Here is a 17,726-nt window from a genome sequence, read left to right as displayed (position 1 = left end):
CCCTACCGTAATACAGCAGAGTGCATAAAATTCACTTTTTTGTAGCTTTAAGTGCCTTTGCGAAGAAATCCTCATCGCCGAAGTTTCCCGATTTAAGCACAATTCTTATATCCCGTCTTTCAACGGGCGTCATAACGGGAACACCCGGAGAAACCGATTCACCTATCAGATAAGCATTAAAGCCCAATTTTTGTGTGACAGCACCGGAGGTTTCACCGCCGGCAACTATTATTCTTGTATAGCCGTTTCTGACCGCAAGGTTTGCAAGGTCTGCCATATTCTGTTCAAGGCAAGCCGATATTTTATCCGCTCCATGCCGCTGATTATATTTTACGTCCTCCGGATTTTCGGAGCTATATACAAGAACAGGACTTTCGGCATTACCTATAACATAATTCCATACGTCAGAAAGCCTTTGTTTTTCGTAAAGCATTCTGATGGGATTTATTTTAAATGTCTTTCCGCCGTCATTTATAAATTTTTCTATCTGTCCGAGCGTCGCCTTTGAACAGCTTCCGGCAATAATAAGAGCCTGTCCTTGTGTACCTTCGTATTCATCAACGGTGTTTTCATCAGCCGCAGATTTTTTTGCGAGCTCCTCTATTATTCCCGAACCACCGGTCAACAGCTTAAGGTTTCCGAAAAGCTCGACTATTCTTTCCGCATCAAAATCCTCAACATAATCCGGAATAATATAATACTTTCCTTTCCGTTCTTCAAAGGCGTTCAGTCTGTTCCAGACCTCTTCATCCTCTTCCTCCATTTCCTCAATATCCACATTTATACAGGGATATTGGCTCTGAGGCTTCATAAGCTCTGAAATTTCGCTTTCCCACATAGGATTTACCGGGTGATTTCTCATACTTGTTTCAGCAAGAGGAACTCCGTCCACATAAAGTATTCCTCTTTCGACCGTTCTTTTATTTACGGGAAGTGCCGGACAAAGTATAGTTTTCGTTTCACCGACGGCGTCCATAAGTGCATCTGCGATTGGCCCGATATTTCCCTCCGGTGTTGAATCAAAAGTCGAACAATATTTATAATAAAACTGCTTTGTATTTATGCTCTTAAGATATTCATATGCCTTAAGAGCCTCCTCAACAGCTATATTTTTATCTATACTTCGTATTTTAGTCGCAATAACAACAGCCTGTGTATCTTCATCAGGCACAACACCCTCTTCGGGAATCCCATTGTATAAAACGGTCTTTAAACCGCCTTTTTTGAAAAACGATGCGGCATCGGAAGCACCCGTAAAATCATCTGCAATACAACCCCAAAGTATGCTGTTCATACTTCATGCACTCCCCTCTGAATAATCAACAGCCCATAAGCGTAGGATCAATATCTCCCTTAGGCGGCACAATACACAATAACTCAAGCTTTTCGGTTTCGGAAGAATTATAAAATCTATGCGGAACCTTATTGGGAACATATATCCATGAGCCATGCTCTATGGGATATTCAACTCCGTCAATAACAAAAAAGCCTTCACCGCTTAACATAACACACCAATGTGGCCAGTTATGCTGGTGCTGATCCTTTTCACCTGCACCCGGTTCAAGAGTCCAGCATCTCATAACAAATTCGTCACTGAAATGCTTTGGGCCAAAAACTATTTTCTTTGTAGCATGCTTAATAAAGTTTCCCTTTGCATCGGGCAAATCCTGAATTTTGCCGACATATTTGTTTTCTTCCATGATGTTCTCCCCCTTAAGTTTTCAGATACCATTATTTTAACTCATATAAGCATATATATCAAACAGATTTTATATCTATCTGCATTTAGCTAAATTTTCTACTTTTCTTTTGGATTAAAGAACACTGCCGCAAGCCATGAAAACGCAACTGCACCCGATATTCCTCCGGCGGCGGCCTTTAATCCGCCGGTAAATATTCCAAGAAATCCGCTTGAATCAACCTCTTCTATAACACCCTTCGCAAGATTATATCCAAAGCCGGTAAGCGGAACTGTTGCTCCGGCTCCGGCATAATCCACAAGCGGCTTATAAAGCCCCAATGCTCCAAGAACACAGCCTATACAGACATACATAACCAATATTCTTCCTGGCTGGAGTTTTGTTTTATCAATCAAAATCTGTCCTATAACGCATATAATTCCGCCAACCCAGAACGCCTTAAATATGTCCATTACAACACCTGCTTTCTATAACAACTCCGTGTGCTATTCCCGGTATGCTTTCACCCTGCTGACTGCTTGTCGGACTCATAAGTGCTCCGGTCGGCATAAAAAGCATTTTTTTAATTTTGCCTTCCGCAAGAAGCTTATAAAACTTTGCGGTAAACACCAAAGCCGAGCATGCACAGCCGCTTCCTCCGCTATGAGTATCCTGGCTGTCCTTATCGAATATTTCTATTCCGCAATCAGTATATCTGCTGTCCAATGCCCAGCCTTCTGATGCAAGCAGTTCAGTAACAAGTGTTTTTCCCGTATAACCGAGATCACCTGTTGCTATAACGTCAAAATACTCCGGCTCTCTTTTTGTTTCCTTAAAATACGCTGTCATCAGCTCTGCCGCCGCAGGTGCCATTGCCGCACCCATATTATTGGGATCTTTTATATTCATATCAACTATATCACCTGTCAATACCTCGGTTATGAACGGCATACCGTCATTTCCGTTTTTCGTCAGCACAACCGCACCGTCACCGGTTGTTGTCCATGTTGATGTAGGCGGTCTTTGCGAGCCCATTCCGAGAGGTGCTCTGAACTGCTTTTCGGCGGCACAGAAATGGCTTGATGCTCCTACGAGAACATTTTCCGCAAAGCCGCCGTCGATGAGCATTGCTCCCAGTCCCATCGCCTCTCCCATTGTCGAACAGGCTCCGTAAACACCGACAAACGGTATATTTATCTCCTTTATGCCGAATACCGATGCTGTAATCTGGTTAAGCAAATCTCCCGTTATACAATAATCAATATCACTTGCCGTCATTGACGCTTTTTTAATAGCAAGCTGCATATTTTCGGCAACAATTCGGCTTTCTGCCTTTTCCCATGTACTTTCTCCGAATTTGTCATCGCCGAGCGTTATGTCAAAAAACTCTCCCAACGGTCCTTCGCTTTCCTTCTTTCCGGCTGTCGATGCCGCAGAGGCTATATAAACAGGATTGTCGAGCTTAACCGTATGTCTTCCAAGTCTTTTTCTTATCAAATCACATCACCAGCTTCGCTAAATAGTATATTATTCCTACAAATATTGATGTCACCGTACCGTACACAATTACAGGCCCGGCAACCTGAAACATTTTCGCTCCGAGTCCGAATACCCAGCCTTCTTTTTTGAACTCAATAGCCGGAGATGCCACAGAATTGGCAAAGCCGGTTATCGGCACTATCGTACCGGCTCCACAGAATTTTCCTATCTTTCCGAACAGACCGAGACCGGTCAAAAGCACTGATGCAGCAATCAATATAAGCGAAACCGCAAGCCCTGTATCGTCCTGGCTCAAACCTTGTCCGGTAAAATAATTTCTTAGCATTTGTCCTATTGAGCATATAATGCCGCCGGAAACAAATGCCTTAACACAATCCATAATTATAGGACTGTCCGGTGATGCCTTCTGAACCATATGGCTATATTCCATTTGTTTTTTTATTTTTTCGGATTGATTCAATATAAAATCTCCTTTCAACAAATCATTTGTATCAATAAAATCCGTTTACAGTAAAATAAAGATATGAACCTATTGATTTTCCCAATGCAATAGCTGTAATAATAACCGTAAGTCCTTTTGTCAGTCTTGCCCTTCGCATAAATATAGGAAAAACATTTATCACCTCTGCTATCGAAACAGCAAGCTCACCTACAAATACGCCTACACAAAGAAAAAATACAGCAGTCACAAAACCGCCGACAGGCAAAGGAATTGCCGAATACATTTCAAGTGTTCCGAAAATACCTCCGACCGATATGGCACTTTCATATATCCGCAAATGCTCCTGTGTTTCTGTTTTTTCTGCCATTCTCGGAACTATGCCTATTGTTGTTATCAGTGCAAATACTCCGGCAGATATTGTAACTCCTCCGCCTATTCCGAACAGTATAAGAAAAATATATTTAAGTAAATTCATTCTGTTTCTCCTTATTCAGATTATCAATAACGCTGTCTGTTGTTTCTTTCTCATAGGTTGACATCTGAACTTCAATGGGCGTAGGATCATCGGACAGCTTTCTGCCCATAAAATGATTGTAGAATACTATAATTCCGACTGCCAGACCTATACTATACGGAATAAAAATAACATAAGGAATATCAGTCCATACTCCGAAAACAAGATGATACATGGTTGAAAACACATCTGTTATCTGTGCATCAGAGTGAAAGCTCATTATGGCGACCATTGAGCCTCCGAAAAGCGTAACCGTAACAAACGCAGTTTTAATCCAATTCCAGACCGTATTCGGCTTTTTAGCCTTAGGAGCATATTCCACAAGAGTATCCATTTCTCCGATATTGTTTATTGTGGCATTCGGAAGCTTATCTCCTATCGCCCGTATAATATCAATAGAGGATATAATATAGCTTCTTTTTTTATCCTCCGGTATATTAAAAACAATGGTGTTTCCTATATCAAGATTTTTTCCGTCCTGGCAATAAATATCAGCGGCGTCCTTCAACAAAACAGCTTTTTTGCCTATTACGCTTATTTTTTTCTTAGGCTTTATAAAAATATCCAAAATATCACCTCCGTTTTAGAAGTATGTGCATTTTGTACCATAATATACGCAAAAAAGCTTCAGGCACAATCAATGTACCCAAAGCTTTTTTATCAAACATTATTCTGTTTTTATGCCATTACGCTTTCACGCAGTATCTCTTCATAATCCATTGGAGACATCGGTCTTGCAAAATAATAACCTTGAACATATTCACATGAAATGCTTTCCAAAAAATCCTTCTGCTCTTCCGTTTCCACGCCTTCAACTATAACCGGCAAGTCAAGCAGTTTTGCCATTTTGACAACCGAAACAAGTATTTTCTCGCTTCTTCCGTTGCTTTTGCCTGTCGGAAGAAATTTCATATCTACTTTAAGATAATCAACTGGTATATCCTTAAGCGTATTGAGCGAAGAATATCCGCTTCCGAAATCGTCCATCATAACAACAAAGCCTTTTTTCTGGAGTGCCATAACTATTTTTATCATGGTATCCGGATTATCCATATATGCACTTTCGGTAAGCTCAAGATTAAGAATAGAATTAGGAAGATTATATTTTTTCGTAAGCAATGATATTATTTCAACAAGTCTTGTATTATACATATTTACTCTTGATATATTTACCGAAACAGGATCCGGATTAAGTCCGAGATCTATACATTTTCTCAACAGAATACATGTATGTTCCCAAACATAATAATCAAGCTGTGCAATAAATCCGTTTTGTTCAAATATCGGGATAAATTCTCCCGGAGATATAAAGCCCTTTCTCGGATGATTCCATCTGACAAGTGCCTCTGCTCCGCAAAATGCTTTTTTCTTAAGGCTGTATTTCGGCTGAAAATAAACAACGAACTGTTCATTTTCCAAAGCCTCCTGCATATCGTTGATAAGCTCCTGTTTATTAAAAAGCTCTTCTGCCATTCCGTTATCATAAAATGCAGTATAGGTCATATACTTGTCCTTACATTTTTTTGCCGCCATGGCCGAACGTGAATACATTGTTTCTACAGAAGTATTTCTTGTATCTATAATATATATTCCGAAAGACGGTTCTATATAGTACGAAGGATTATAATTAATCAATGCCTCCGTAAAATCTTTGATGGCTTTTTCCACAACATCTTCAAAATAAGGAACAACAACGCAAAATACATCTGATTCTATTCTGCCATATGTGCAAAACGGAAATCTCTTTTCAGCTTGTTTTACGTTTCTGCCCATAAATTTTATGAGCTTATCGCCTTCTTCTTCTCCGAAATATGAATTAACAAGTCTGAATCTGTCTATATCACAATGTATAAAAGCAAAAAGCGTGTCCTCATGCTCGTCTATCAGCTTTCTTGTACATTCAAAAAATTTATTTCTGTTATACAAACCCGTAAGCTGATCGTGATCAGCGACATATTTAATTCTTTCCAATGCATTTATTTCACTTCTGCCGATTATGTTTTTAAGCCTGAGTTTAATGCTCATGTACGGTAAGGAAGCAAGCAACCGAAAACAAGAGATAGACCGCCAGCACTACACTATTCCGAACCAAAGACCAAAAGATAAGCATTGTGGGAAAATCTAAACTTTTGGATTTTCCTACAATGCCGACTACGGCGGAATCCTTCCCACTCCTTATATCTTTATTTCCGTATACATTGAATTTGTATTTAGTAAATGCTATAATGTCCCTATTCAAATTATAAATGTGTTGAATTAGTTACATGTACATATTTTTTGTGCCGCATAAATACCCTGTTGAGGTTGTCGTTCTTTGTCCAGATGTGGAAACAATAAAAGGAAGGGAACGATACAGGGAGAAAACAGGCTATTCCGGCTTTACGGTTGAAACCTTATACGATACATTTATGCAGACAACACCACGGATCGGCTTTTGGCTGGACAATTCCAACCAAACACCACAGCAGACAGCAGAAACCATTCTGAACGCCAGAAAGTCGGTATGATTGTTACATATAAGGGGAAGAAAAATTTCTTTTAGGTACTTTCTTTCCTAAAACTAATGTGATATAATAGCATCATTCCAAAAAAGGAGTAAAAAATATGCGGCAAGGTATTCTTAAATAAAACTATAATCAAATAGTGGGAACAAAGGATTATGATAGTCCCTTTTGTGGGGGCTTGGTTTTTTGTACCCAATTTAAGAATACTTTTGCCTTATCAATTTTGACATATCCGAAAAACAGCAATCACAAACAGGTGTATGCTGTATATGTGTATGTCCGCAAATTATAATCCCCAGTGGTAAAAGTATTTTACTGCTGGGGATTTTTATGCCCTTTTGGGGCTGTAAAAGGAGGACAATCACATGAAAATAATCAATATTGGAATTCTCGCCCATGTAGACGCAGGAAAAACAACATTGACGGAAAGCCTGCTGTACACCAGTGGAGCGATTGCGGAACAAGGAAACGTGGATAAAGGAACTACAAGAACAGACACTATGATTTTGGAACGGCAGCGCGGAATTACCATTCAGACAGCGGTTACTTCTTTTTGCTGGAATGATTATAAAATCAATATCGTGGACACTCCCGGTCATATGGATTTTTTAACCGAAGCATACCGCTCTTTATCTGTCCTTGACGGAGCTGTTTTAGTCATTTCGGCAAAAGACGGCGTACAGGCACAAACCCGTATATTATTCCATGCGCTTCAGAAAATGGACATTCCGACAATTATCTTTATAAATAAGATAGACCAAAATGGGATCGACCTGCGGCGTGTTTACCAAAGCATTAAAGATAAACTTACCAGTGATATGATTGTCATGCAGGAGGTTTCCCTGTCGCCAAAGATAACCATGACCGATATTTCTGATTTGGACAAATGGGATATGATTATTTCCGGAAGCGATGAACTATTAGAACGATATGTTGCAGAGGATTCTTTGGATATACAGGAATTACAATATGAAAAGTGCAAAAGAACCAGATGCTGCTCTTTGTTTCCTGTTTATCATGGGAGTGCAAAAGACAATTTAGGAACAGAAAAACTGATTGAAGCGATTACAGAAACTTTCATTACAGAAACAGACGATATTCAGTCTGAATTATGTGGATATGTTTTTAAGGTTGAGTATACAGAGCGGAAAAAACGGCTTTCTTATTTACGCCTGTATCATGGGACGCTCCATTTACGGGATACCCTGCTGCTGTCAAAAAAGGAAAAAATAAAGATTACAGAAATGTGTATTCCGTCAAATGGTGAAATCGTCCCGGTTGACCATGCCTGTCCGGGAGAAATTGTTATTTTAGCTGATGATACTTTGAAACTGAACGACATTCTGGGAAATGAAAAACTCCTGCCTCACAAAACACGGATTGATAATCCCATGCCATTACTTCGGACAACGGTAGAGCCGCAAAAGCCGGAGCAAAGGGAAGCCCTGTTAAATGCCCTCACAGAGATTGCTGATACAGACCCTCTTTTGCATTTTGACATTGATACTGTTACACATGAGATTATATTATCTTTTTTGGGAAAAGTACAGTTAGAAGTTATTTGTTCGCTATTAGAAGAAAAATATCATGTGGGCGTGGCTATGAAAGAGCCTTCGGTTATTTATCTGGAAAGACCGCAAAAAAAAGCGAGCTACACGATTCATATTGAAGTGCCGCCGAATCCGTTTTGGGCATCTATTGGTTTGACTGTAACACCGCTTCCTGTTGGAAGCGGAACACAATATAAAAGCGAGGTATCTCTCGGCTATTTAAACCAAAGTTTTCAAAATGCCGTCATGGAGGGTGTGCGTTATGGAATGGAGCAGGGCTTATATGGCTGGGGAGTGACAGACTGCCAAATTTGTTTTGATTATGGAGTTTATTACAGCCCGGTCAGCACCCCCGCTGATTTTCGTTTTCTTGCGCCTGTCGTGTTGGAGCAGGCATTGAAAAAAGCAGGAACACAACTGTTGGAACCATACCTTTCCTTTACCCTTTTTGCACCGCAGGAATATCTTTCACGGGCTTATAATGACGCACCAAAGTATTGCGCAATCATTGAATCAACCAGACTTGAAAAAGATGAAGTTATTTTTAAGGGGGAAATCCCTGCCCGTTGTATTGGTGAATATAGAAATGATTTGAATTTTTATACAAATGGAAGAAGTGTCTGCATTACAGAATTAAAAGGGTATCAGGAAACTTCCGGCGAGCCTGTGTTTCAGCCACGCCGCCCGAACAGCCGTTTAGACAAGATCCGGCATATGTTTCAGAAGATAATGTAACATCTTGCGCAATGCAAACGTTCATTGCTGGCTATTGCGAAATATCATTGATAAAATCAGCATCAGAGAGGAGGAACCATTTTGAACCAGAAACAGACGGATATTACAACAGGAAAGCAAATACGTCATCTGCGAACACAATCGGGAATGACACAGGAAGAACTGGCTGGGAAATTGAATGTTACCCGGCAGGCGCTATCGAATTGGGAGAGAGATGTTAATGAACCCGATTTAAATACGTTGAAAAAAATTTGTTTTCTTTTTGGAGTCCACATGGACGATTTTGCGAAGGAGGTAATAACAAAAATGGAAACATGTGAAAAAAAGAGAAACGACAATTTAATAAGTATGATATGGCAATTGGACTTTTTTATGGTGTCGGGATATTTCTTGGCATTGGTATTTTCTTTGTTGGCGGTTTTATGACAATGTCGGGTGCAGGGTGGGGAGCATCACTATTTGGCGGTGGCTGTTTTTCTCTTGTATTTGGCTTGATATGCCATGCAGTTATTACATTGAGAAGAAATGACAAATGATGACATATCCTGCTTTCTAGTCTTTTCGGTCATATCGCGTAAAAAAGCCGCTGCTTTTGGCTTTCCAATAGCGGCGGCAAAGGGAAATATCCTTTGAATACCTTACAGAAGAAAAGTTTTGCAGCATTATAAAAATAAAAGCCTATACCATTTTGGAAAGAAAAGATACATAATAGTCAAGACGGCAACAATCAGAAGTTATGGAGGGTAACAATGGAATATAGTAAGGAAGATTTAATGGAAGCAAAAAGGCAAATTTTGGGAGTGGGAGAGAACATGGGAACAGAGGAAAGCAAAAAGATCTGGGAGAAAAACGCACAATTTTGGGATGATGCAATGGGTGACGAATCCAATGAATTTCACAGAGAGGTAGTACGTCCCAAAGTAACGGAACTTCTCTCTCCTGATCCTTCGGATTACATTTTGGATATTGCGTGCGGCAATGGAAATTATTCTTCGTATCTTGCACAGAGAGGCGCTTCGGTCGTCGCTTTTGATTACAGCAAAAAAATGATAGAATTGGCTAAAAGACGGCGATCACAATATGCAAAACAAATTGAGTTTTGCGTAGCGGATGCGACCAATAGAGAAAGCTTATTAGGATTAAAAAGAAATCGAGCCTTTACGAAAGCAGTTTCTAATATGGCAATTATGGATATTACGGATATTGAACCGCTTTTTATGGCTGTTTATGAACTATTGGAGGAAAACGGGATTTTTGTCTTTGCAACGCAGCACCCTTGTTTTATCACATTGACTGAAAAATATATGACACCGCACAGTTACTATGATATAGCGATCGAAGGGCAGCCGGAGGAGCAGATTTATTATCATCGTTCCATACAAGATATTTTTAACCTTTGTTTCAGAGCTGGATTTGTCATTGATGGATTTTATGAAGAATGTTTCAAAAACAATAAAGAAATTCCTATGGTAATGATAGTAAGGCTTAAAAAGGTAAAACGTGATAGCTTAAAATAAATTCAAGTTTGCCGGATAAATAGCAAACCCGGCCGAGCCAGTCAACGGTCAAGATGAACGGGCTTCGCCCGCCGTTGACAGCCCCGCCCGGTTTTGCAGTTAGGCAGTCAAGGAGCGACAGCCTAAAGTGCTGCCGCCCCTTACTATCATAAAAAGCAACTACTAACCAGCCACAGCCCTTTTGGGAGGAAAGGGGGATTTTCCATGACCTGTACAGAAGAATATCGGGAACATATCGAGTACACTTTCCATGCCTTTTGCAAAGTCGTTATCCGAAATGCAACGATCAACGCAGCGAGGACACGGAGCAGGAAGCACAAAAGAGAAATATCCCTTGAATACCTCACAGACGAAAAGCACTACCCTTTAGGCACGACAGATGAATATTTCCAAGCCCCGGAGCCGGACGAGGAATACATACTTACCCTTTGCGGCGATACGGTCATTTTCAGCAGCGGTTTACTTGCGGAAGCCCTGTCACGGCTGGACGAACGGGAGCGGGAAATGATTTACCTGTCCTTTTTCAAGCGTATTCCACAGCACGAAATTGGCAGACAGTACGGGCGCAGCCGCAGCACAGCGGGCTACCATATCCGAAAAGCCCTACGGCAGCTCCAAGCGGAAATGGAGGGAATGGCATATGAGAAATAATAGGCTTCTCCCCTATGAAACAATCGTCCAAGCCGCCAGCGGGGAGCCGGAAGCGGTGGGAACTGTATTGCAGTATTACCGCCGCCGCATACAATGTGCCGCCCGTGTGAATGGACGGGTAGACCAAGATACAGAGGACTACATCACCCAGACGCTTCTCACAGCTATTTTCAAGTTCCGCTTTGGGAGATAGCCCTACCGCCTACAACTGAATAACCGCCGCTTCGCCGGCAACCAGAAAGCAGTAAATCTATTCAACAGATTTGCTGCTTTTTTTCGTTCCTGTTTGGCATTTTTGAAAATCCCCAGTATGAAAAAACAAAAGGGAAAATAGCCGCCGCAGTTGGCAAAATCCCTTACTTATCCGTAGAGGGTATCAAAGAAAAAAATACTGCCATTGTCCGCCTATTCCGGCTTGCGTGGTGTTGTAGGGAATAGAGGGGAAATTCTAAAAATCTCCGTCCATTTTGCTTTGCGTGGTGTTGTAGGTAGTGAAAGGAAAATTTTCAAGATAAGCCGGAATAGCGGGTAGCAAAGCCCTTTTGAAACGTTTTGTTAGCGGAAAGGACGGGAGCCGGGGAACGCCGGAGTTTTTCAGAGCAAGATTCTACCGAGGTGCCAAAATTCGCTCTCCGCTTATTTTTGCCCCTGCGGGAATCTTGTTGGGGAGTGCCTTCCCCAAACCCTGCTATGCGCCCTGTCGGGCGAGAAAGGAGGTCACAGACCATGCGAAAGAAATACAATACGCCCCACCGCCGTCATGTGGTAAAGACCCGCATGACCGATGAAGAATACGCCGACTTCACCGGGCGGCTGGCGGCTTATGAAATCAGCCAGTCCGAGTTTATCCGGCAAGCCATACGGAAAGCGACCATACGCCCCATTGTCACCGTTTCCCCGGTCAATGACGGGCTGCTTGCCGCCCTCTCCAAGCTCACGGCAGAGTACGGGAAAATCGGCGGCAACTTAAACCAGATTGCCCGGAGCCTGAACGAATACGGAAGCCCCTACCGGGGGCTGGAAAAGGAAGTGCGGGGAGCCGCCGCCGACCTTGCCGCCTTGAAGTTTGAAGTCTTGCAGAAAGTAGGTGAAGCCGTTGGCGATACTCAAACATATCAGCTCTAAAAATGCCAACTACGGGGACGCTGAAAAATACCTCACATTCGAGCATGACGAGTTTACCATGAAGCCCACCCTTGACGCAGACGGGCGGCTCATACCGAGGGTAGACTACCGCATATCCTCTCTGAATTGTGGCGGGGAGGATTTTGCCGTTGCCTGTATGCGCTCCAATCTCCGCTACGGCAAGAACCAGAAACGGGAGGACGTAAAGAGCCACCACTACATCATCAGCTTTGACCCACGGGACGGCCCGGACAACGGCTTGACCGTTGATCGGGCGCAGGAGCTGGGCGAGAAGTTCTGCGCCGAGCATTTCCCCGGACACCAGGCCCTTGTCTGCACCCACCCGGACGGACACAGCCACACCGAAAATATCCATGTGCATATCGTCATTAACAGTCTGCGGATTGCGGAGGTTCCCATGCTGCCCCACATGGACAGGCCAGCGGACAGGAAAGCAGGCTGCAAGCACCGCTGTACGGACGCAGCTATGAACTATCTGAAAGCCGAAGTCATGGAGATGTGCCACAGCGAGGGGCTTTACCAGATAGACCTTTTGAACGGCAGCAAAGAACGCATTACCGAGCGTGAGTATTGGGCGCAGAAGAAAGGACAGGCTGCCCTTGACAGAGCCAACGCCCCTATTGCTGCGGACGGTATCGCGCCCCGGCAGACCAAGTTTGAAACGGATAAGGCGAAGCTGCGCCGGACTATCCGGGAAGCCCTTGCCGCTGCTTCCGGCTTTGATGAGTTTGCCGCCCTGCTTCTCCGGCATGGTGTGACCGTCAAGGAGAGCCGGGGGCGGCTAAGTTACCTCACGCCGGACAGGACGAAGCCAATTACCGCCCGGAAGCTGGGGGACGATTTTGACCGGGCTGCTGTCCTCTCCGTTTTGGAGCAGAACGCCGCCAGAGCCGCCGAAAAACCCGCAGCCATAGCGGAATACCCCGGCAGTATCAAAGACCGCTTACGGACGAAAAAAGAAGCGAAAAACGCCCCGAACAATGACGCTGTACAGCGCATGGTAGACATAGCCGCCAAGCGAGCCGAGGGGAAAGGACGGGGCTATGAGAAGTGGGCGACCATGCACAACCTCAAACAGATGTCGGCTACCCTCATGCTCTACCAGCAGTATGGCTTTTCTTCCCCGGACGAGCTGGACGCTGCCATTTCCGCAGCCAACACCGCCACGCAGGAGAGCCTTGCCGGACTGAAAGGGCTGGAAGCCGCTATCCGGGAGAAAAAGGAATTGCAGCGCAACCTTTTGGGCTATATCGGCACGAAGCCCGCCCGTGACGGTCTGAAAGCGCAGAAATCGGAGAAAGCCCGGAGAGCCTACCGGGAACAGCACGAAAGCGATTTTATCATAGCGGACACAGCCGCCCGTTATTTCCGGGAGCATGGAATAACCAAGCTGCCAGCCAGCAAAGCCATGCAAAGGGAGATTGAGCAGCTTACCGTCCAGAAGAACGCCGGATATAACGACTACCGGGAGAAACGCCAGCGGGCGCAGGAGCTTCAGACAGTCAGACGCAATATCGACCAGATTTTAAGGGGCGCACCGAGCCAGCAGAAAAAGCGTGAACAGGAGCGTTAAAGACCGCCCCGAAATGATACCGAAACCCTACAAAAATACAGGTATGATATGAACCCTTACCGCAATACTCCCCGACTTCCAAACGGGGCTTACAGGGCAGAAAAAGCCCGAAAATGATACCGAGAACATACAGAAAATGCCCCCTATCCCGCTACACCGATAGGAACGGCAGAAAGGAGCTTACCATTGCCGAGAATGAGCAAGAAGCGGCGGCTGGAATGGTCTTTCTTCCTCAACCACCGCAACCGTATCACTTACAACGACCTATGCCGGGGCTGCACCCGTGACTGCAAACAGAGCTTCCGGGCGGTTATCATACTATGCCCTCGCTATTATTCCAAACGCTGGAAAAAGGAGGACGCAGCCTATGGCAGATAACCGCAAATATTACTACCTCAAGCTGAAAGAGAGCTATTTTGACGATGATGCAATCGTTCTGCTGGAAAGTATGCAGGACGGCGTTATCTATTCCAACATTCTCTTGAAGCTGTACTTGAAATCGCTGAAAAACGGCGGGAAATTGCAGCTTGACGAGAATATCCCCTACACCGCCCAGATGATTGCGACCATTACCCGCCAGCAGGTAGGTACCGTAGAGAGAGCTTTGAAAATCTTTATGAAGCTGGGGCTTGTGGAGCCTTTGCCAAGCGGCGCACTCTACATGAGCAACATTGAGCTTTTAATCGGCCAGTCCTCTACCGAGGGGGAGCGCAAGCGCAGGGCGCGGCTGGCTTTGCAGGAACAAAAAGCCCTGCCGCAGACAGGGGCGGACAAATGTCCACCATATCGAGCGGACATTTGTCCACCAGAGATAGAGATAGAGAAAGAGATAGATATAGAAATAGAAAAAGAGAGAGAGTTAGAAACGGGACACCCCGCCCCCGCCGCCTATGGCAGATACCACAATGTCATTCTTTCCGATACGGAGCTTGACGGGCTGAAAACAGAGCTTCCCGGCAAGTGGGAGTATTACATTGACCGCCTATCCTGCCATATCGCTTCCAGCGGGAGGAAATACAAGAGCCATGCAGCCACGATTTTCAAGTGGGCGCAGGAGGACGCAGCCAAGAAAGCCCCGAAAAAGGGCATACCCGATTATACCTGTAAGGAGGGCGAGAGCTTATGACGAATGGATTTGATGAAATGATTTTGAATATGACCGACACCACGCCGGAGCCGGAGGACTACACCGGCGAGGACGGGCTTTTATACTGCGGGAAGTGCCACAAGCCCAAAGAGGGCTATTTCCCCAAAGAAACCGCCGCATGGCTGGGGCGTGACCGCCACCCGGCAGAATGTGACTGCCAGCGGGCAGAGCGTGAGGAACGGGAAGCCGCAGAGAAACAGCGCAGTCACCTTGAAACTGTCGAGCGGTTGAAGCGGCGGGGCTTTACAGACCCGGCTATGCAGGGCTGGACGTTTGAGAACGACAACGGCAAGTGCCCGCAAATGGAACACGCCCATTTCTATGTGGAGAACTGGGAAACCATGAAAGAGCGCAACATTGGCTATCTGCTATGGGGCGGCGTTGGCACAGGCAAGAGCTATTTTGCGGGCTGTATCGCAAATGCCCTTATGGAGCGTGAAATCCCCGTGTGCATGACAAACTTTGCATTGATATTGGGTGACCTTGCCGCCAGCTTTGAGGGCAGGAATGAATATATCTCCCGACTTTGCAGCTTCCCGCTGCTTATCCTTGACGATTTTGGAATGGAACGGGGAACGGAATACGGCTTAGAGCAGGTCTACAACGTGATTGACAGCCGTTACCGCAGCGGCAGGCCGCTGATCGTCACGACTAATCTCACGCTGGAGGACTTGCAGCACCCGGAGGACACCGCCCACGCCCGCATTTATGACCGTCTGATTGAAATGTGTTCTCCTGTCCGCTTTACCGGGAGCAACTTCCGAAAAGCCACGGCGCAGGAGAAAATGGGACAACTGAAAAAGCTGATGAACAGAAAGGAGAGCCGCCTATGACCAACACCCCAAAGAATGACCGCAGCACCCGCCGCCCGGATTGCGTGACGGAAATCCGCATAGGTAATTCTGTCCTTGTCGTTTCCGGCTATTTCAAGCAGGACACCACCGCCACCGCCGCCGATAAAATGCTGAAAGTGCTGGAAGCGGAAGCTGCTACACAAAAATCGGCAATTTGACGGGACGTAAAGAAGCAGAAAGGACTGTACAGCCAGCCCCGGCGTGTGGTATGATAGTCATACGGAATAGTGGGGCTGGCTGTCGGAAATGGAGGACACTATGTTAAGACAGACCACCCGAAACCTTATTACCGCCCTTTATCCGAGATTATCCCACGAGGACGAGCTGCAAGGTGAGAGCAATTCTATTTCAAACCAGAAGCGTATTCTTGAAACCTATGCGAAGCAGAACGGCTTTTCCAATCTGCAATGGTACACAGATGACGGTTATTCTGGGGCGAACTTCCAAAGACCCGGTTTTCAAGCCATGCTTGCGGACATTGAAGCCGGAAAAGTCGGCACCGTTATCGTCAAGGATATGTCACGGTTAGGGCGAAACTATCTGCAAGTGGGAATGTATACGGAAATGATTTTCCCACAGAAAGGCGTCCGCTTTATCGCTATCAATGACGGAGTGGACAGCGCACAGGGCGACAATGATTTTGCCCCTCTGCGGAACATTTTTAACGAATGGCTGGTGAGAGATACGAGCAAGAAAATCAAAGCAGTAAAACGGTCTAAGGGTATGAGCGGGAAGCCCGTCACGAGCAAACCCGTATACGGCTACTTTATGGACGAGGACGAAAATTTTATCATTGACGGGGAAGCCGCCCCTGTTGTGCGGCAGATTTACAGCTTGTGCCTTGCCGGGAACGGGCCGACCAAGATAGCCCGTATGCTCACAGAGCAGGAGATCCCCACGCCGGGAACGCTGGAATACCGTCGGACGGGAAGCACCCGCCGCTACCACCCCGGCTATGAGTGCAAGTGGGCGACCAATACCGTGGTACATATCCTTGAAAACAGGGAGTACACGGGCTGTCTGGTAAACTTCAAGACGGAGAAGCCGTCCTACAAGACCAAGCACAGCGTAGAGAACCCCATTGAGAAACAGGCGATTTTCGAGAACCACCATGAGCCTATCATTGACACCCAGATGTGGGAGCGTGTGCAGGAGTTACGCAAGCAGCGCAAACGCCCGAACCGCTATGATGAAGTGGGCTTATTCTCCGGCATACTCTTTTGTGCCGACTGCGGCAGCGTCCTTTACCAGCAGCGTTACCAGAACGCCACCCGCAAGCAGGATTGTTATATCTGCGGGAGCTACAAGAAGCGTACCCGTGACTGTACGGCGCACTTTATCCGCACCGACCTGTTGACCGCCGGAGTGACCGACAATCTGCGGAAAGTCACCAGCTATGCAGCGAAGCACGAAGCCCGGTTTATGAAGCTGCTGATCGAGCAGAACGAGGACGGGGGCAAGCGCAGGAACGCCGCAAGGAAAAAGGAGCTGGAAGCCGCCGAGAAGCGTATCAGCGAGTTATCCGCTATCTTCAAGCGGCTGTATGAGGACAGCGTGACCGGGCGCATTTCAGACGAGCGTTTCACGGAGCTGTCGGCAGACTATGAAGCCGAGCAGAAAGAACTGAAAGAGAGAGCCGCCGCTATCCGGGCAGAGCTTTCCAAAGCGCAGGAAGCCACGGTAAACGCAGAAAAGTTTATGAATGTTGTCCGCAAGTACACCAGCTTTGAAGAACTTACCCCTACCCTTTTGCGTGAGTTTGTGGAGAAAATCGTTGTGCATGAGTGCAGCTATGACGAGAACGGCACACGCAGACAGGACATTGATATTTATTACTCTTTCGTTGGCAAGGTAGACCTGCCCGAATGACCGCCCGACCTATCCGGCGCAATGCGCAAACGCCGGATAGGAACG

Annotated in this window: 20 protein-coding genes and 1 pseudogene; 13 read left to right on the top strand and 8 right to left on the bottom strand. The window is 45.5% G+C overall.

Annotation, left to right across the window (positions count from 1 at the left end; all coding sequences use genetic code 11):
- Positions 1–31: 31 nt before the first annotated feature.
- The 8 genes from otnK to KQI66_RS02580 all read right to left on the bottom strand — a co-directional run bounded on the left by otnK (position 32) and on the right by KQI66_RS02580 (position 6,160).
- Positions 32–1,294, bottom strand: coding sequence for a 3-oxo-tetronate kinase (gene otnK / locus KQI66_RS02615; protein WP_216427137.1), 1,263 nt, complete (start codon positions 1,292–1,294; stop codon positions 32–34).
- Between the two features lie 25 nt (positions 1,295–1,319).
- Positions 1,320–1,700 (bottom strand): cupin domain-containing protein, encoded by a 381-nt coding sequence (locus tag KQI66_RS02610; RefSeq protein ID WP_216427136.1) that lies wholly within the window; start codon positions 1,698–1,700, stop codon positions 1,320–1,322.
- 98 nt (positions 1,701–1,798) lie between these two features.
- Positions 1,799–2,152: a stage V sporulation protein AE gene (spoVAE, locus tag KQI66_RS02605; protein WP_216427135.1), complete on the bottom strand. Its 354-nt coding sequence runs from the start codon at positions 2,150–2,152 to the stop codon at positions 1,799–1,801.
- Positions 2,139–3,176 (bottom strand): stage V sporulation protein AD, encoded by a 1,038-nt coding sequence (gene spoVAD / locus KQI66_RS02600; protein WP_216427134.1) that lies wholly within the window; start codon positions 3,174–3,176, stop codon positions 2,139–2,141. Before spoVAD ends, spoVAE begins: the two co-directional genes overlap by 14 nt.
- Before the next feature lies 1 nt (position 3,177).
- A complete protein-coding gene (gene spoVAC / locus KQI66_RS02595; protein WP_330654972.1) occupies positions 3,178–3,639 on the bottom strand; it encodes a stage V sporulation protein AC in 462 nt (153 codons plus the stop codon).
- A 31-nt stretch (positions 3,640–3,670) separates the two neighbouring features.
- On the bottom strand, positions 3,671–4,096 hold the full coding sequence (locus tag KQI66_RS02590) for a stage V sporulation protein AB (protein ID WP_216427133.1): 426 nt from the start codon (positions 4,094–4,096) through the stop codon (positions 3,671–3,673).
- On the bottom strand, positions 4,083–4,703 hold the full coding sequence (locus KQI66_RS02585) for a stage V sporulation protein AA (protein ID WP_216427132.1): 621 nt from the start codon (positions 4,701–4,703) through the stop codon (positions 4,083–4,085). The genes KQI66_RS02590 and KQI66_RS02585 overlap by 14 nt, the downstream gene beginning before the upstream one ends.
- Before the next feature lie 110 nt (positions 4,704–4,813).
- Positions 4,814–6,160 carry a putative bifunctional diguanylate cyclase/phosphodiesterase gene (locus KQI66_RS02580; RefSeq protein WP_216427131.1) on the bottom strand — a complete coding sequence of 449 codons (1,347 nt, stop codon included), beginning with the start codon at positions 6,158–6,160 and terminating at the stop codon, positions 4,814–4,816.
- 239 nt (positions 6,161–6,399) lie between these two features.
- Between KQI66_RS02580 and KQI66_RS02575 the strand changes: the two genes are divergently transcribed.
- The 13 genes and pseudogenes from KQI66_RS02575 (at position 6,400) to KQI66_RS02515 (ending at position 17,681) form a co-directional block, all read left to right on the top strand.
- Positions 6,400–6,642 (top strand): hypothetical protein, encoded by a 243-nt coding sequence (locus KQI66_RS02575; protein ID WP_005946711.1) that lies wholly within the window; start codon positions 6,400–6,402, stop codon positions 6,640–6,642.
- Positions 6,643–7,004: 362 nt separating this feature from the next.
- Complete coding sequence (gene tet(32), locus KQI66_RS02570; protein WP_002602099.1) at positions 7,005–8,924, top strand: tetracycline resistance ribosomal protection protein Tet(32); 1,920 nt, start codon at positions 7,005–7,007, stop codon at positions 8,922–8,924.
- An 81-nt stretch (positions 8,925–9,005) separates the two neighbouring features.
- Positions 9,006–9,460: pseudogene (locus tag KQI66_RS02565) on the top strand (helix-turn-helix domain-containing protein).
- 213 nt (positions 9,461–9,673) lie between these two features.
- Complete coding sequence (locus KQI66_RS02560; RefSeq protein WP_002602097.1) at positions 9,674–10,441, top strand: class I SAM-dependent methyltransferase; 768 nt, start codon at positions 9,674–9,676, stop codon at positions 10,439–10,441.
- A gap of 204 nt (positions 10,442–10,645) precedes the next feature.
- Positions 10,646–11,092 carry an RNA polymerase sigma factor gene (locus KQI66_RS02555; RefSeq protein WP_002602096.1) on the top strand — a complete coding sequence of 149 codons (447 nt, stop codon included), beginning with the start codon at positions 10,646–10,648 and terminating at the stop codon, positions 11,090–11,092.
- A complete protein-coding gene (locus tag KQI66_RS02550; protein WP_002602095.1) occupies positions 11,082–11,285 on the top strand; it encodes a helix-turn-helix domain-containing protein in 204 nt (67 codons plus the stop codon). Before KQI66_RS02555 ends, KQI66_RS02550 begins: the two co-directional genes overlap by 11 nt.
- Before the next feature lie 533 nt (positions 11,286–11,818).
- Positions 11,819–12,217 carry a plasmid mobilization protein gene (locus KQI66_RS02545; RefSeq protein WP_002602094.1) on the top strand — a complete coding sequence of 133 codons (399 nt, stop codon included), beginning with the start codon at positions 11,819–11,821 and terminating at the stop codon, positions 12,215–12,217.
- Positions 12,189–13,811 carry a relaxase/mobilization nuclease domain-containing protein gene (locus KQI66_RS02540; RefSeq protein WP_216427130.1) on the top strand — a complete coding sequence of 541 codons (1,623 nt, stop codon included), beginning with the start codon at positions 12,189–12,191 and terminating at the stop codon, positions 13,809–13,811. The genes KQI66_RS02545 and KQI66_RS02540 overlap by 29 nt, the downstream gene beginning before the upstream one ends.
- Positions 13,812–13,997: 186 nt before the next feature.
- Entirely contained in the window at positions 13,998–14,189 is a 192-nt protein-coding gene (locus KQI66_RS02535) for a hypothetical protein (protein ID WP_006058351.1), read from the top strand.
- Positions 14,179–14,937: a phage replisome organizer N-terminal domain-containing protein gene (locus KQI66_RS02530; protein WP_002605636.1), complete on the top strand. Its 759-nt coding sequence runs from the start codon at positions 14,179–14,181 to the stop codon at positions 14,935–14,937. Before KQI66_RS02535 ends, KQI66_RS02530 begins: the two co-directional genes overlap by 11 nt.
- Positions 14,934–15,791, top strand: coding sequence for an ATP-binding protein (locus tag KQI66_RS02525; protein WP_002605635.1), 858 nt, complete (start codon positions 14,934–14,936; stop codon positions 15,789–15,791). The genes KQI66_RS02530 and KQI66_RS02525 overlap by 4 nt, the downstream gene beginning before the upstream one ends.
- Positions 15,788–15,970: a transposon-encoded TnpW family protein gene (locus KQI66_RS02520; protein WP_002605634.1), complete on the top strand. Its 183-nt coding sequence runs from the start codon at positions 15,788–15,790 to the stop codon at positions 15,968–15,970. The genes KQI66_RS02525 and KQI66_RS02520 overlap by 4 nt, the downstream gene beginning before the upstream one ends.
- Before the next feature lie 100 nt (positions 15,971–16,070).
- Positions 16,071–17,681, top strand: a complete 1,611-nt coding sequence (locus tag KQI66_RS02515; RefSeq protein ID WP_002605633.1) for a recombinase family protein — start codon at positions 16,071–16,073, stop codon at positions 17,679–17,681.
- The last annotated feature ends 45 nt before the right edge of the window (positions 17,682–17,726 follow it).

The sequence above is a fragment of the Anaerotignum sp. MSJ-24 genome (assembly GCF_018918145.1).
Taxonomy (GTDB): Bacteria; Bacillota; Clostridia; order Lachnospirales; family Anaerotignaceae; genus Metalachnospira.
The sequence above is the reverse complement of the archived record's forward strand: the minus strand, read 5'-3'. Positions and strand labels throughout refer to the sequence as shown.